The 16,268-nt window shown below is 59.4% G+C and carries 11 protein-coding genes; 5 read left to right on the forward strand and 6 right to left on the reverse strand.

What is annotated here, in order from left to right; genetic code table 11:
* Positions 1–21 precede the first annotated feature (21 nt).
* The 3 genes from hflX (at position 22) to WMP97_RS01585 (ending at position 3,947) form a co-directional block, all read left to right on the forward strand.
* Positions 22–1,515: a GTPase HflX gene (gene hflX / locus WMP97_RS01575; protein ID WP_340439656.1), complete on the forward strand. Its 1,494-nt coding sequence runs from the start codon at positions 22–24 to the stop codon at positions 1,513–1,515.
* A gap of 30 nt (positions 1,516–1,545) precedes the next feature.
* Positions 1,546–2,826, forward strand: coding sequence for a uracil-xanthine permease family protein (locus WMP97_RS01580; protein ID WP_301715680.1), 1,281 nt, complete (start codon positions 1,546–1,548; stop codon positions 2,824–2,826).
* A gap of 131 nt (positions 2,827–2,957) precedes the next feature.
* Positions 2,958–3,947, forward strand: a complete 990-nt coding sequence (locus WMP97_RS01585) for an HNH endonuclease signature motif containing protein (protein ID WP_316330682.1) — start codon at positions 2,958–2,960, stop codon at positions 3,945–3,947.
* A 68-nt stretch (positions 3,948–4,015) separates the two neighbouring features.
* Here the strand turns inward: WMP97_RS01585 and WMP97_RS01590 are convergent, their stop codons facing one another.
* The 3 genes from WMP97_RS01590 to WMP97_RS01600 are packed head-to-tail and all read right to left on the reverse strand — an operon-like array spanning position 4,016 to position 7,424.
* Complete coding sequence (locus WMP97_RS01590; protein ID WP_023021375.1) at positions 4,016–4,285, reverse strand: HPr family phosphocarrier protein; 270 nt, start codon at positions 4,283–4,285, stop codon at positions 4,016–4,018.
* Between the two features lie 54 nt (positions 4,286–4,339).
* The gene (locus WMP97_RS01595) at positions 4,340–6,445 is read right to left on the reverse strand and encodes a PTS fructose transporter subunit IIABC (RefSeq protein ID WP_239207612.1); all 2,106 of its coding nucleotides are present in this window, start codon (positions 6,443–6,445) and stop codon (positions 4,340–4,342) included.
* Between the two features lie 13 nt (positions 6,446–6,458).
* Positions 6,459–7,424 carry a 1-phosphofructokinase family hexose kinase gene (locus WMP97_RS01600; protein WP_239207613.1) on the reverse strand — a complete coding sequence of 322 codons (966 nt, stop codon included), beginning with the start codon at positions 7,422–7,424 and terminating at the stop codon, positions 6,459–6,461.
* Between the two features lie 194 nt (positions 7,425–7,618).
* Between WMP97_RS01600 and ptsP the strand changes: the two genes are divergently transcribed.
* A complete protein-coding gene (gene ptsP, locus WMP97_RS01605) occupies positions 7,619–9,307 on the forward strand; it encodes a phosphoenolpyruvate--protein phosphotransferase (protein ID WP_023021378.1) in 1,689 nt (562 codons plus the stop codon).
* Between the two features lie 21 nt (positions 9,308–9,328).
* Here the strand turns inward: ptsP and WMP97_RS01610 are convergent, their stop codons facing one another.
* Together WMP97_RS01610 and lexA are read right to left on the reverse strand one after the other, a co-directional pair.
* The gene (locus tag WMP97_RS01610; RefSeq protein WP_023021379.1) at positions 9,329–10,111 is read right to left on the reverse strand and encodes a DeoR/GlpR family DNA-binding transcription regulator; all 783 of its coding nucleotides are present in this window, start codon (positions 10,109–10,111) and stop codon (positions 9,329–9,331) included.
* Positions 10,112–10,466: 355 nt separating this feature from the next.
* A complete protein-coding gene (gene lexA, locus WMP97_RS01615; RefSeq protein WP_023021380.1) occupies positions 10,467–11,171 on the reverse strand; it encodes a transcriptional repressor LexA in 705 nt (234 codons plus the stop codon).
* A 725-nt stretch (positions 11,172–11,896) separates the two neighbouring features.
* Here lexA and nrdR point away from each other — a divergent pair.
* On the forward strand, positions 11,897–12,355 hold the full coding sequence (nrdR, locus tag WMP97_RS01620) for a transcriptional regulator NrdR (RefSeq protein WP_049361220.1): 459 nt from the start codon (positions 11,897–11,899) through the stop codon (positions 12,353–12,355).
* Here the strand turns inward: nrdR and hrpA are convergent.
* Positions 12,352–16,239: an ATP-dependent RNA helicase HrpA gene (gene hrpA, locus WMP97_RS01625; protein ID WP_340439657.1), complete on the reverse strand. Its 3,888-nt coding sequence runs from the start codon at positions 16,237–16,239 to the stop codon at positions 12,352–12,354. The genes nrdR and hrpA overlap by 4 nt on opposite strands.
* Positions 16,240–16,268: the final 29 nt, after the last annotated feature.

The raw sequence follows: 16,268 nt of genomic DNA on the forward strand, positions 1-16,268 counted from the left end.
CATGCAAAAATGAAAGGTAGTATGACCGAATTTTCCCAGCATAATAACGACGATCTCCTCGCCCGCGCCTTTCGCGATAACGACGCCCCGGCCACGCCGGAGGCGACGCCCACCACCGGTGACCTCGATCTGGCAGAGCGCAATGCCTTCCGCCGCGTTACCCGTGAGACCACCATCCGCGCCGAGGACACTACCGATGGCTACGAGGTGGAGTACCGAAAGCTGCGCCTCGAGCGAGTCATTTTGGTCGGCGTGTGGACCGAAGGCACCGTGGCCGAAGTGGAAGCCACCATGGACGAGCTGGCCGCGCTTACCGAAACCGCCGGCGCCGAAGTAGTGGAGATGATTTACCAAAAGCGCGATAAGCCGGACTCCGGCACCTACATCGGCTCCGGCAAGGTGAAGGAATTGCGCGATATCGTCGAGGCCACCGGCGCCGATACCGTGGTCTGCGATGGTGAGCTTAACCCCGGCCAGCTCACCGCACTCGAGCGTGCGCTTAACACCAAGGTCATTGACCGCACCATGCTCATCCTTGACATCTTTGCCCAGCATGCGAAATCAAAAGAGGGTAAGGCCCAAGTCTCATTGGCGCAGTTGGAATACCTGTATACGCATACCCGTGGTTGGGGTGGCAACCTCTCGCGCCAGGCAGGCGGCCGCGCCGGTTCCAATGGCGGCGTGGGCCTGCGTGGTCCCGGTGAGACCAAAATTGAGACAGACCGTCGCCGCATCCGCACGGAGATGTCCCGCCTGCGCAAGGAACTGCGCGCCATGAAGACCGCACGTGAGGTCAAGCGTTCCAAGCGCCAACGCTCAACCATTGCACAGATAGCTATTGCGGGCTACACCAATGCCGGAAAGTCCTCCCTCATTAACGCCATGACCGGCGCCGGGGTATTGGTGGAAGACGCGCTCTTTGCCACATTGGACCCCACCACTCGCCGTGCCACGCTTGCCGACGGCCGCCAGGTCGTCTTCACCGATACCGTCGGCTTCGTCCGCCACCTGCCCACGCAGCTGGTCGAGGCCTTTAAATCCACCCTGGAAGAAGTACTAGCCGCCGATATTATGCTGCACGTGGTCGATGGCTCAGACCCGTTCCCACTAAAACAGATTGAGGCGGTCAATCAGGTCATCTATGACATCGTCTCTGAGACAGAGGAGCAGGCCCCGCCCGAAATTATCGTGATCAATAAGATCGACCAGGCCGATCCGCTGGTGCTTGCTGAGCTGCGCCACGTTCTTGACCATGAGGACGTCGTCTACGTATCTGCCCGTACCGGTGAGGGAATCGACGAGCTTACCGCGCGTGTGGAACTCTTCCTCAACTCCCGCGATAGTCACGTTAAGCTGCAGGTTCCCTTCACGCGCGGGGATGTGGTGGCACGCGTGCATGCCGAGGGCACGGTGCGCCACGAGGAGTATACGGCCGATGGCACGCTTGTCGACGTCCGCCTTCCCTCACCCACCGCCCGTGAGCTCGCTGAATTCATCGTGGAGGAAGTTTCCTAAACCAGCTCCGGTGATCCATAATTAAGGCTCGTGAGCTTAAAAGGTTGGACCGTCCACGGAGACGGTAAAAAGATTGCCCCAGGCGCGGTGGTGGCGCCGGAAGAACGACTCAGCTGGGGCCGCACCATCGGCATCGGTATGCAGCACGTGGTGGCCATGTTCGGCGCCACGCTGCTAGTTCCCACCCTGACCGGATTCCCAGTCAACACGACGCTACTTTTCTCCGGCCTGGGAACCATTTTGTTCCTACTTATTACCCGCAACCGATTGCCGTCTTATCTCGGTTCCTCCTTCGCGTTCATCGCACCTCTTTCGGCGTCGCAGCAGTACGGCATCGCCGCGCAGGCCGGCTCCATTTTGGTTACTGGCCTTGTCCTTGCCGCGGTGGGCGTCGCCGTAAAGTTCGCCGGCCGCCGCGTGTTGGACGCCGTCATGCCGCCGGCCGTGACCGGTGCGATTGTGGCACTTATCGGCCTGAATTTGGCGCCGAATGCGGCCGAGAACTTCGCCTCTCAGCCGCTCGTGGCGGCGGTGACGCTGATGGTAATCCTGCTGGCCACCGTCGCCGGCCGCGGCATGGTTTCGCGCCTGTCCATTCTCCTCGGCGTGGTCGTGGGCTGGATTTTCGCCGCTCTCACCGGCAACCTCGGCGATGACGCCGTCGCGGCCATTGATGCCGCCCCGTGGGTGGGCCTGCCGCAATTCCACGCACCTTCCTTCAACGTCTCCGCCATTGCCGTCGCGCTTCCCGTGCTGGTGGTCCTCATCGCGGAAAACGTCGGCCATGTCAAGGCCGTTTCCGAGATGACCAAGCGCGACTTGGATGACTTGGCCGGTGACGCCCTTATCGCCGATGGCCTCGCATCCACCCTCGCTGGCGGCTTCGGCGGCTCTGGCACCACGACCTATGCTGAAAATATTGGCGTGATGGCCGCTACCCGCGTCTATTCCACCGCCGCGTACTGGGTAGCAGCCTTTACCGCCATCCTTCTGGCTTTCGTGCCGAAGTTTGGCGCGCTGATTTTCACCATTCCTACCGGCGTTCTCGGTGGGGCCTGCATCGTCCTTTACGGGCTCATCGGCATGTTGGGTGTGCGCATTTGGATGGACAATAAGGTCAATTTCAATAACCCGGTTAACCTGACCGCGGCCGCAGTGGCGCTCATCGCGGGCATCGGCAACCTGACTCTCAGCGTTGGTGGGGTTTCCCTGGAAGGCATCGCGTGGGGTTCAGTGGGCATTATCGTCGCCTATCCGATCATGAAGAAGCTATACGCTTCCGTCGGCGAAGGCTACGCCGCCAAGTACTAATTTTTCTGCTGTGGATAATTGCCCGCCGCGCGCCCGCGGCGGGCTATTTTGTTGACGGGGCAACGCGGGTTATCCACACCGCTCTTGTGCCTGGCTCGCGTGGGCTTGCGCAGGCTGTTTAACTCAGCGGCATGACCGCATTGGACGCATACTTAGACGCCATGAGCGCCGGAATGGACATCGTCGCCGCCGCTCAAGGGCTCAGTGATCGCGAGCTCATCGCGCAGGGTGCTTCCGACATTGCCGCGCGTGACCTGCTACGACTGTGCGATACTTACTTTGGCAAGTGCGGCTTTTCTGCCAAACAGCGAGCAGCGCGGCAGACTACTCATTCCCTCGACGTGCTGCTGCTCATTGAAAAATACGCTCTGCGCTTGCCGACGCAGCGAGATGCCTGGACCCTACGCTGCGAACTGTGTGCCTTTCGCGGCAGCGCTACAGCACTAGAAAAGCGTGCTCGGGCCTTGGTCCGCGAGCTGCGCCCGCGCCGCACACCGGAAAAAGGCGTGCGCATTACCCGTCGTTCCGGCGGCCCGTGGTCGCTGACCATTACTGGGGATTCAGCCGATGTAGCAGATATGCACGCCGCATTGGATGCCAATAAGCCGCTGGAATCTGCCAAAGACCTCTTTTTCGGGAAAGCGAATGCAGCACGCACGACGGTAACGACACAGGTAGTGCTCACCCTCGATGAGCTCGACCGAATAGTCGACGGTGGGGGCGAAGAAATTACCCTGCAGTTGACCAATGGCGCTCAAATGACGGGAGCGGAGCTCGTGGCGCGGACACTAAGCGATCACGGCTATGTCACACTCGTCCACCCGCACGAGGGGCCGGTAAACCTTTATCGAACCTCGCGGCTAGCCAACGACAAGCAGCGGCTGATGGCGGCTGCGCTAAACCCGGTGTGCCCGTGGGAGAGCTGTAATTTTCCCGCGGATGAATGCCAGGTCCACCACCTGAAGGCGTGGAAGCACGGCGGAGAGACTAACGCTGCGAACCTCGCGACTTGTTGTCCCTACCATAATGGAGTCAATGACGATGACCCCAATGCCCCGCCTCGCCGAGGACGGCTGGCCCGGGTGAACGGGCAGGTGAGCTGGGTGCCACCGTGGGGATAGGTGGCGTCGGCAAGCGAAAAGCTCCCCACCACACAGGCGGGGAGCTTTAAAGCGAACCGTTTTAGGGCTTAGGAAGCGTCTAGGTCCTTTTCGATGAGGGCAGCAATCTTTTCTACCGCTTCTTCGTTGTCGGAAGTAACAGTAACCTCATCGCCCTGTTCTGCGCCAAGAGCCATAATCATCAAAGAAGAGGCCGCATCGGTCTCATCTTCATCGTCATCGCCAACGAGGTTGAGGAAGATGTCTTCGTCGAACTCGCCAGCTGCGTCCGCGATAATGGAGGCGGGACGTGCGTGTAGGCCTACAGAGGAACCTACCTTTACAGTCTTGGAAGCCATGGAAAAGATCCTTTCTTATGGGGATTGTTGCAATCCAGTGTACGAGTGTTTGGTTTATGCCGCCACGTTCTGAGCAGCTTCTTCGACGGCTTTATTAGGCCAGAACTGCTTCATTGCCAGTACCGCTGCGGTCGAGACAACCACACCGGCCGCGATAGCGACGAGATAGCCCCAGAACGGGTCGATGGCGAAGAGGACGAACACACCGCCGTGTGGAGCTCGGGAGCCGACCGACAAGGCCATCGAAACCGCGCCTGTCACCGCGCCGCCGGCCATCATCGAAGGGATAACGCGGAAGGGGTCGGCCGCGGCGAACGGGATGGCACCCTCCGAGACGAAGGACAGGCCCAGCAACCAAGCGGACTTGCCGTTTTCCTGCTCGGCCGGAGTAAACAGCGACTTGCGGATGAACGTGGCCAGGGAGAGCGCAATCGGTGCAACCATGCCGGAGGCCATAACCGCGGCCATGATCTGCATGGAGGACTCGTCGCCGGTAGAAAGTCCGGCCGTAGCGAAGAGATAAGCCGCCTTATTGACAGGGCCGCCCAAATCAAAGCACATCATCAAGCCGAGGATGATTCCTAGGAGCACGGCCGAGGAACCGGACATCGACGAAAGCCAATTCTGCAGGCCATCCATGATGGCTGCCAGCGGTGCGCCCAGCAGTAGGTACATCGCAAGGCCGACGACGAGCGAGGTCAGTAGTGGGATGATGACAACTGGCATAAGCGAGCCCAGCCAGCGTGGTACCTTCCAATTGCCAATCCACAAAGCGACGAAGCCCGCCAGAAGACCAGTTACCAGGCCACCGATAAAACCAGCACCTAGGGTAACCGCGATCGCGCCGCCCGCGAAGCCTGGGGCGATGCCTGGACGGCCGGCGAGCGCGTAAGCGATATAACCGGAAAGAGCAGCAACGATAAAGCCCATCGCTGCTTGGCCAATGGCGAAAAGAACAGCACCGAGATACAGCAAGAACCCGGAGCGCTCGAAATGCATAAGTTCGCCGTCCACGGTTACGTCATGACCAGGAAGATTGCCTAGTGAAAAGTCCGTTGACAATGCCTGCCAACCGTTTGCCATATCGGCGCCGCCAAAAAGGAAGCCAAGGGCAAGCAGAAGACCACCGGCCGCGACGAATGGAACCATATAGGATACGCCGGTCATGATGGCCTGCTGGATGCGCTTGCCCCAACCGAGAGACTTTCCCTCTTCTTCTGCATCGGCCCGGGTAGCGGTGCCGGATACCTTGTGCGCGTGGGGGTTTCGGGCGGCGGCGACGGCCTCGTCGAGCATGGTGCCAGGCTCGTTGATAGCGCGCTTGACACCAGACTCAATTACCGGCTTGCCAGCGAATCGCTCCCGGTCGCGTACGCCAACGTCCGTGGCGAAGATGACCGCATCGGCCGCATCGATGGCGGCTTGGGAGACGGACTCATTATTCGACGAACCTTGCGTTTCTACGGTCAGCGCTACGTCATCGCGTTCGGCCGCGGTCTGTGTGAGGGCGTCGGCCGCCATGTAGGTGTGGGCGATGCCGGTAGGGCAGGCGGTGATGGCCACGATGCGGGTGACGTTGTCCGAAGAATCCGCGGTAGTTGGGGTCGCGGCCGAGGACGAGCCGTTGGAGGCGGCGGAGGAGCCTGTACCGGCGGCACCAGCGGCGGGGGCAGCCGACTCGGTGGCCGGTTTCTTCTTTGGCTTTTCTGCGTTGACTACATCCAAGACAAGGCGAACGATTTCTTCCTTGGTGGGGGCGCTGCGCAGTGCCTCGAGGAAGTCTTTTCGGACAAGGGCGCGGGCTAGCTTGGACAAAATCTTTAGGTGAGCCTTGCCGCCACCGGCCGGAGCGGCGATGAGGAAGACCAACTGGGCGTCTCCATCAGGGCCGGAGAAATCTACACCGCGGCCTAGGCGGGCGAATGCGAGGGTTGGTTCGGTGACAGCCTCGGAACGGCAGTGCGGGATGGCAACACCGCCGGGTACGCCGGTGCCGGCTTTAGTCTCGCGGTCGATGGCGGGTTGGGCCAATCCGGCGACGTCGGTGGCTCGGCCGGTGTCGTGGACTAGCGTGGCTAGGTTGGTAATGACGGAGTCAACACTGTCGCCAAAGTCGGCGTCAAGGGCGACAAGTTCCGTAGTAATGAGTTCGGAAGCCATTTTGGGGCGCTCCTTAGGCCAGCGAGTTAACGGTGGTATTAGCGATATCTATTTCTTCAGGACGAGGAAATTGCGTGCCTTGCTTGGATGCAGCCGCGGTCCCGTAGGCCACGGATCGGGCAAGGCTTGCGGCCGGAGATTTACCAGCGGTGCGGCCGAGAAGGTATCCGGCGAGCGCTGCGTCTCCAGCACCTACGGTGGATTTCACGGTGGCTGGAGGGGGAGTGGCAGCCCATGCTCCTTCAGCCGTAACCAGTACGGCACCGGCGCCACCGAGGGTGACGAGCACTTCTGCGATGCCTCGCTTGACGACGTCGCGTGCCGCGCTAACCACTCCCGAATAGTCACCGCGGGCGGCTTGTGTTTCCAGCTCGCGGCCGTCGGTGCCGGTGAGTTGGCCGAGCTCTAGACCATTGGGCTTTATAAGATCGGGTGCCGAAGACTCGAGATTTTTCCCGATGGCCAGCATCGGAGCATCGGAGGTATCTACCGCGATGCGGGCCTGTGGTGCGGCCGCACGGACAGCGGAGATGAGCTCGCAATACCAATCGGTGTCCACGCCGCGCGGTAAGGAACCTGCCAGCACCACCCAGTCGGCCGCGAGGGCGCGGGCGGTGAGGGTGGAGGTAATGGCTTGGGCATCGGCGTCGGAAAGCACGGGGCCTGGGCCGTTGACCTTGGTGGTGGTGCCGTCGGGCTCGGTGATGGTGGTGTTGACGCGAATGGAGCCATCCATAGCAGTAGCCGAAGAAGGCAATCCGGCCGCGTGGATGAGATTCAGGAAGGAATCGGAGTCGTGGGACGGAAAAAGTGCCAGGGTTTGCTCGCCGGCTAGGTGCACGGCATGGGTGACGTTTACGCCCTTGCCGCCTGCAACCTGTGTGACCTCGCTGGCACGGTGGACACCACCGGAAGTTAAAGGCCCGCTGAGTACGAGGGTGGCGTCGATACTGGGATTGGGGGTCAGCGTGAGAATCAAGTTGTCCCTTTCGCAGGTTATATATTGGGGCCGAACGCCGCTGGAGAGAACCTTTGGGAATGGCCCGCCCTTAATGTTGATTCTTGTCCGAATGTGTCCGAAAGTCAACAGAAAACTGTGGTATACATTGCTTTTCTATCCGTTTTGTGGTGTTCTGGAAGTCAATAACCGCTATCTTCGAAGGAAGTATGCTCATGGAAAACGCGTCTCAGTCCACAATCAAAGGCACCGGTGTCGTTGCCGGAGTCGCCTACGCCGAAGCCGTGTGGGTCCGCCCTCGCCCGGCCCTGCCTACCGAGGGAAGCATTGACCCAGAGCAAGCGAGTGAATCCGAGTACAACCGCTTTCTTGCGGCCGTAGATACGGTTGCTAATCGATTGGAGAAGCGCGCGGCAGCCGCAGAGGGCCAAGCGGCCGAGGTTCTCACTGCAACCGCCGGTATGGTCAAGGACCGTGGCTGGCACAAAACAGTGCGCAAGAATATCCGCACCGGTAGGAATGCGGAATTTGCCACTGTTGGCGCGACTGACAAGTTTGTCACCATGTTCGAAGCCGCTGGTGGCGTGATGGCCGAGCGCACGACCGACTTGAAGGACGTACGCGACCGCGTCATCGCTGAGCTACGTGGTGAGGATGAGCCAGGCCTCCCTTTGGTAGATGGCGAGGCCGTCTTGTTTGCAGATGATTTGGCCCCGGCCGATACCGCAACGCTAGATACCAAACACATTAAAGCCCTTGTTACGGAGCTCGGTGGCCCCACTAGCCATACGGCCATCATCGCGCGCCAATTGGACATTCCGTGCATCGTGGCGGTGGGCGCTTCGCTTGGCGACATTGAAAGCGGCACGCTGGTATTTGTCGATGGCGCAGTAGGAACCGTGACTTGTGGTGCTGATGCGGAGACCTCCACCAAGGCCGTTGCTGAATACCGTGAGCGTGCAGCACGCGTTGCTCAGTGGCGCGGACCAGCTAAGACCAAGGACGGTCACAGCGTGCAGCTGCTGGCAAATGTTGCTGATGGCAATGCCGCCCGCATCGCTTCGGAGTCTCAGGCAGAAGGCATCGGCCTGTATCGCACGGAGTTGTCCTTCCTTTCGGCCAGCGAAGAGCCCAGCGTGGAGGAACAAGCAAAGATCTACGGAAAGGTTTTCAAGGCCTTCCCCGAATCCAAGGTTGTTGTGCGCACATTGGACGCAGGCTCCGATAAGCCAATTTCTTATGCCACGCTAAGCTCTGAGGAAAACCCGGCATTGGGCGTTCGCGGTCTGCGTATCGCCCGCGATAATGAAGCTTTGCTGACCCGCCAGCTTGATGCAATTGCGCAGGCTGCCGAAGCCCGTGATGATAAAGCCTCTACGTGGGTGATGGCTCCCATGGTTGCCACTTCTACCGAAGCGCAGTGGTTTGCCAACTTGTGTCGTGAACGCGGCCTGACTGCTGGCGCTATGATTGAGGTTCCCGCCGCAGCGCTTATGGCGGATAAAATCATGCCGCACCTCGACTTCGTATCCATCGGCACCAATGACCTGACTCAGTACACGATGGCTGCAGACCGTCTGTCTCCGCAGTTGGCCTACCTGACCGACCCGTGGCAGCCGGCCGTGCTGCGACTTATCCAGCACACCTGCATTGTGGGCCAGGCCAATAACGTTGCGGTAGGCGTATGCGGAGAAGCAGCGGCTGACCCCATGCTGGCCTGCGTGCTTACGGGCTTGGGCGTGAATTCGCTGTCCGCAGCGTCTACTGCAGTAGCGGGCGTAGGCGCACAGTTGGCAGAAATTACCTTGGAACAGTGTCAACAGCTCGCTGAGGTGGCATTGGATGCGGAAAGCCCTGACGCTGCCCGTACTGCAGTGGTAGAAACCATGGCGTCCTTCGCCTAGCTTGGGGCAAAGGAGCGGGGATTATTCGCTGGCGAGCACGACTTCAATTTCGTGCTCGCGCAGCGCCTCCACGAAGGAATCGGGGGCTGCGGCGTCAGTGATGACGACATCGATATCAGCGGCGGGGGCGAAGCTTACCAAGTAGTCATTGCCCAGTTTGCTGGAATCGCACATCACTACGACCTTGTGGGCGTTGGTGACAAAGGCAGACTTGATGGCTGCTTCTTGGGGATCGGCCGTGGAAAGCCCGTGATCCAGGGTCAGGGCATTGGTTCCGATGAAGGCGACGTCGGCGCGCATGAGCGCTAGCGTGCGCAGGGCGGTGTCGCCGACGACAGCTTGGGTGATCGCGCGAACCGTGCCGCCAAGCAGCTGGACGTCCGGTACTCCGCTGCCTGCTAAGGACAAGGCGATGGGCAGACTATTGGAGACGATGTTGAACTGGCCTTGGGGGTATTGCTGTCCTATCAGCTCAGCAAATGCATTAATCGTAGTGCCCGCGTCGAGGAAAATGCTGCCGCCGCCGTGGGGTAGAAAATCCAGCGCAGCTCGGGCGATGGCGGCTTTCGCGCCGGAAGCGGAACGCTGCCGAGTGTCTAGGGTAAGTTCCGCAGTTTGAAAGGACTGGGATGCTACTGCGCCGCCATGCACGCGATGGACGACGCCCTCTCGATCCAACACCGCTAGATCGCGTCGAATGGTTTCGGCCGTGACTTCGAAGCGCTCGGATAGCTCAGTGACGTTGACGCGACCTTCAACGGCGGTGAGAGACGCTATCTGGCGGCGCCGCTCTTCTGCGTACATTATTCCTCCTTGGACTTAAGCACACCGCGGGGAGTAGCGGGGGTAAAAATGCCCGGATTTTGTGGATAGGAAAGTCCCGCGATGTTGTTTTTCTTAGTCCATTGTCTCAAAAATCGGGAATAACCGGACTAAAGCAAAAATTTGCACAGCTATCACCGCGCTACGAAGTGCGAAAATAACTGGTCAGGGCAAAAATTGGGAAAGTGGGATTTTCTTCTCCTTTGCTGTCTGGGTCCAAAATGGCGCCAAAATGGGGGTGGCTGGCGGAGAAGCTATATTAATGAGAAATGCGCACAAATAAGCCCCGCACGGCCTGGGGCGGCCGTTGCGGGGCGGAGTGATGCTGGGTGAGTGTTTAAAGTTTGCGGAACACGGATACAACCTTGCCCATAATTTCTGCATCATCGCCATTAATGGGCGAGTAAGCATCGTTGTGGGGAAGTAGCCATACGCCCGACGAGTCGCGGTGGAATTCCTTAACCGTGGCCTCAGAACCGTCCAGCAGCGCTGCGACAAACTCGCCTTCCTCAGCAACGGACTGGGAGCGAATAATCACCCAGTCACCGTCGAGAATCCCTGCATCCTTCATTGAATCGCCGACTACCTGCAGCATATATAGGTCGCCGCTGCCGACAACCTCGTCAGGCATGGGGAAGTACGTGTCGACGTTTTCCTCAGCGGTAATGGGTGCTCCCGCAGCGATGCGACCGACCACAGGAATATAAGACACAGCGCCTGCGTCCTCGGGAACCTGCTGTTCGGGCTTAGCGGGCTTGCGGCCAGGCTTCTTGGTGCCTTCGTCTGTGTTGAGATGTCGAACATCTACGGCACGCGGCTTATTTGGGTCGCGCCGGAGAAATCCCTTTTCTTCCAATTGCTTCAGCTGATAGGCAACTGAGGATGTGGACTGCAGGCCTGCTGCATCGCCGATTTCGCGAATGCTTGGTGGGTAGCCACGCAGCATGACGGCGTCACTAATGACATTGAGGATTCGTCGTTGGCGGTCGGATAGGGATGCGTAATCGGTCTTCTCGGCGGACTTTTTTGGCTTGCGGCCCATTGCTGGCTCCTACGTAGGGTCGGGTGACTTCGTTGTCGGTCTATTAGTGGGCGGATTTAGAGTGCCACAAGTCATTTGTAGCACGAAAAGTACAGATGTTCGAGATTTGTGTCCACGGGTGGACAAGTATTCGAAGCGGTGCTATAAATCGAACGTACCAACTAAATCGAACATTATGGCGACTGTTTCAAATTAAGTGTCCAGTGGGATGCCTATGGTGAGTTCGGTCGTCGAAAGGAAAAACATGTCTCTACTTATTAATTCTCGAAATGACCTGGCAAAGCGCAATTCTGCAGACGCTCTAGTGGTTTCTCCCGCATCTGTATGGGACGTGGATCGATATGCCTCTCGCGCGGCGCGAGGGAGCGGTGATTCGCGGTATGTTCGAACTCTCCGCGTGGAAGATCGAACGACATATCGTTCGAATCGAGTGAAATCTGGCGGGGGCGACGGTCTTTCACAGAGAGCTCAACGTAGCGCGGTGAAGTCGAACACAGGTAACTACGTTTTAGGTGGCGTGTTTGGAATCGCGGTCTTTTTGGGCACGCTCCTAGGCGGATTGGGAGGGGCGGAAGGAAGTAGTGCACCGCAACCGCCGACCTCAGACATTCAACAGGTCGAGGCTGCTGTAGTGCATTAGTGAGGCGGTGGCCTTATGCTCGGTGGTTGGGCGGACTGCTGGGCGAGTAAACTACTGGGGTAACAACGTCAGTGAAAGGACCTCTGTGTATTGCCCCTTCTGCCATAATGAGCAATCCCGTGTCATTGACTCCCGCGTCGTCGATGCTGGAGCGTCGATTCGGCGCCGGCGTGAGTGTGCTTCGTGTAAGGGGCGTTTTACCACGGTCGAAAAGGCCGTGTTGTTGGTGGTCAAGCGGAACGGACTCGCGGAACCTTTTAGTCGAGATAAACTGATTCGCGGCGTACGGCGCGCCTGTCAGGGGCGAGATGTGGGTGACGATGCCCTGAAAAAACTGGCGCAAGAAGTGGAAGAAACCGTACGCGGGCATGGTTCCTCTCAGGTCAACGCGAATGAGATTGGCCTGGCCATCTTGGAACCGCTTCGCGATCTTGATGAGGTGGCCTATCTGCGTTTTGCCTCGGTCTACAAGTCCTTTGAAAGCGCTGATGATTTCGAATCTGAAATTCGTCTCATGCGAAGGCGCGACCGAGAGGATTTCTAGCGCAATTTGTCAACGGCCTTCTGGATGCGGCGGAGTGACACTGCGTGAGCGGTGCCGAGGCGTTGGGCGAATAGTGAAACGCGAAGTTCCTCCACCATCCAGCGAATGTCCTTGACTTCGCGCGTCTTTTCGCGGCCAGGTGGTAGGCTGCGCAGCCGGTTGGCGAGGTAGGCCTTGGCGTTATCTACCTCGGCCTGGCGGTCCGCGTCGCGGTCAGGGTCAAGGTTCATGTCCTCTAAGCGAATGCGCATGGCTTGGATATAGCGCGGTAGATGACGCAGGTGGGACATGCCATGGATTGTGATGGCATTACGGGGGAGGAGGAACTCCAATTGCTCTCGCATGTCATCGATTGCCGCACCGTCCCAGTGGGCGAGTTCGGCTCGCAGGTTGGAATACTCGGCGAGTCCTGGGGCGATAGCCACCACCGCTTGACGCACACGGCCCGGAACCTGGGGCTTGATGGTGTCTTTGAGCTTCTGGAAAGCGGAAGGAGTGCGGACGGGTCCGCCGGCCTCTAGCATCAGGTCGCGTATGGCCGCGACGCGGGCGTCGTTGACCAGGCCATCGGCGCCGCCGTGGGGATAGGAGTCGACGGCGACGCGTTGTTGCAGCGGCAGGCCCTTGACCATTTGTGCAGTATTGACCGCAATGTCGCGCATAAGCAGGGTAAGGGTGGTGGTAACCATAGCGGCATCGGCTGCGGCCTTGGTGGGATGTACCTTGAGTTCAACGCCGTCCTTTGTGGCGACGAGGGCGGGGTAAGCCGTGACTTCGTGGCCGTCGACGTTGGTGGTAACCGTGTCATCGATGGCACCTAGAGTATCGTCGGTCCACTCGCTGACAGCGGTGGACTCAGCGGTGCGAGAGACGCGGGACACAGAGGATTTGATATGCCCGGACTGGCGGCGGATAAGCGCTGCGAGGTCGCGGTCGGAGTCGACGATCTTGCCGCGCTTGTCGATGGCCCCGTAGTTCATCCGCAGGTGCATCGGTAGCTTGCTGGGCTGGAAATCGGTGGCGTTGATGCCTTGGCCGCCGAGTTCATGGAGGACGTCGGCAAGCTGCTGGGTGATGGTGCCTTCATAAGGGACGAGGCGGTCGATGGCGCGCTCAGCGAATTCGGGCGCTGGAACAACAGTGCGGCGCAGGGCCTTGGGCAGGCTGCGGATGAGTTCGGTTACGAGCTCGAGACGCAGGCCGGGTACGAGCCAATCGAAGCCTTCGGTATCTAAGCCGGCGAGCATGGGGATGGGTACCATCACGGTAACGCCATCGAGTGGATCGCCGGGTTCAAATTTATAGGTTAGTTCGTAGTCGATGGAACCCTTTCTCCAGTGGTCGGGGAAGGATTCTTCGGTGACCTCGTGGGAGTCATCGATGAGCTTTGTCGGATCAAAATCCAGCAATTCAGGGTTGCGACGGCGTTCTTTTTTCCACCACGAGTCGAAATGACGGCCGGTTGTTACATTTGCTGGGATGCGCTGGTCATAAAAGTCGAAGAGGGTGTCTTCGTCTACGATGAGGCCGCGGCGGCGGGCTTTTTCTTCGTATGCGGCGGCGTCGTCAAGCGCTTGGGCATTGGTTTTGAAGAAGGCGTGGTGGGTATTCCAGTCGCCGGCAACGAGCGCGTTGCGGATGAACATATCGCGCGCGGCGGTGGGATCGACGCGGTGGTAGGGCACGGTGCGGTCGGCCACAATGGGTACACCGTAGAGTGTGGACTTCTGGTGAGCGATGGCGGCGGCGCGTTTGCGGGACCAGGTGGGCTCGGAATAGTTGTGCTTGAGCAGGTCTGCGCCCAGCTTTTCTACCCAGGCGGGATCGATGGTGGCGACGTCGCGTGCCCAGAGGCGGGAAGTTTCCACCAGCTCGGCGGCCATGAGGAACTCCGGCGGCTTTTTGGCCAAGGCGGAGCCAGGAAATACCAGGAATCGGGTGTTGCGCGCGCCTTGGAATTCTTTGGAGTTGCCATCGCGGGCGCCGATATTGGATAGCAAGCCTGACAGGAGTGACATGTGGATATCATCGGCGCGGCGCTCGGTACCTTCCTGGTATGTCCAGCCCAGCTGCTTGGCGACGTCCTTGAGCTGGCGTACCAGGTCAAACCACTCGCGAATGCGCATGTAATGGAGAAACTCCTGCTTCATGCGTTTGCGGAATTTATTGCCGGATTGCTCGTTGCGGGTTTGTTTAATGTAATCCCAGAGCTTAAGCATGGACAAGAAATCCGAGGACTTGTCCTTGAAGCGGGCGTGGGCTTGGTCGGCCTGGGCCTGGAAATCAAGGGGGCGTTCGCGAACGTCCTGGATGGTCATGGCGGCGACGATGACCATGACATCATCCAGGCATCCGTTGGTATTGGCCTCAATGAGCATGCGTGCCATACGCGGATCTAGCGGGATGCGCGCTAGGTCGCGGCCAGTAGCGGTCAGCGTGGGCTTATCCTGCTTGTCGTGGAGAGCGCCGAGCTCGTGCAGGAGGTTAAGGCCATCGCGGATGGCCTTGTGCTCGGGCGGTTGGATGAACGGGAATTGTTCGATGTCGCCTAGCCTGAGCGAGACCATCTGCAAGATGACGCTGGCGAGGTTGGTGCGCAGAATTTCTGGGTCGGTGAATTCGGAGCGGCTTTCAAAGTCCTGTTCGCTATAGAGGCGAATGGCGATGCCATCGGCAACGCGGCCGCAGCGGCCGGAGCGCTGGTTGGCGGAGGCCTGCGAGATAGGCTCGATAGGCAGGCGCTGGACTTTGGTGCGCGTGGAATAGCGCGAGATACGGGCGGTGCCGGTATCAACCACATAGCGGATGCCGGGCACAGTAAGCGAGGTTTCTGCAATATTCGTGGCCAGCACGATGCGGCGGCCACGGTGTTCGCTGAAAACGCGATGCTGTTCTTGATTAGATAAGCGGCCAAAGAGGGGAGTGACCTCGACGTTTTTCCACTTCTTGCCTTCGATGGCCTCCATGGCATCGCGGATATCGCGTTCGCCAGGGAAGAAGCAAAGGATATCGCCGTCGCCTTCGTGCATCAGCTCTTCGATTGCCTCGGTCAAACCGTCGAGCGGGTCTTGGTCCACCACCTTTCCGCCGGCCTCGAACTCGAGGGGCCGGTAACGGATTTCTACCGGGTAGGTGCGGCCGGAGACCTCGATAATGGGGGCAGGGTTTCCGTCGGCGTCGGCAAAATGGGCAGCGAAGCTTTCCGGATCGATGGTTGCGGAGGTAATGATGACCTTGAGATCGGGGCGCTTGGGCAAAAGACGCTTGAGATAGCCCAATAAAAAGTCGATGTTGAGGGAGCGCTCGTGGGCCTCATCGATGATGATGGTGTCGTACTTGTTGAGGAAGCGGTCACGCTGCATCTCGGCGAGTAGGATGCCATCGGTCATGAGTTTCACCGCGGTGGTCTCAGAGACGCGATCATCAAAGCGGATGGCGTAGCCGACGGATTCGCCAATCTTTTGGTCCAGTTCTGAGGCGATGCGTTCGGCCACGGTGCGTGCTGCAATGCGGCGTGGCTGGGTATGTCCGATTAGTCCGCGGCGGCCGCGGCCCAGATCAAGACAGATTTTTGGGATCTGGGTGGTCTTACCGGAGCCAGTCTCGCCGGCAATGATGACTACCTGGTTATCCCGGATGGCCTCGGCAATGTCGTCTCTACGGGCTGTGACGGGGAGGGCGTCGGGGTAGGTGATGGTGGGGACGGCGGCGTCGGTAAGCGCGACGCGCTCAGCCGCAGCGTGGATTTCAGCGCCGATTTCTTGGAGCGCTTTCGGGGCACGGGCCTTTTTCAGGCGGCGGCGGAAGGAGCGGGCTTCGGCCAAGGTGACATTTTCGAGTGCGGCGAAAAGCTCGTCGCGGGAAGGGGTTTCATTCATAGTCATGACTAGGCACAGAGTTTACCTGCCCGCCT

The organism is Corynebacterium sp. KPL4072 (assembly GCF_037908395.1).
In the GTDB taxonomy this organism is placed as follows: Bacteria; Actinomycetota; Actinomycetes; order Mycobacteriales; family Mycobacteriaceae; genus Corynebacterium; species Corynebacterium kefirresidentii.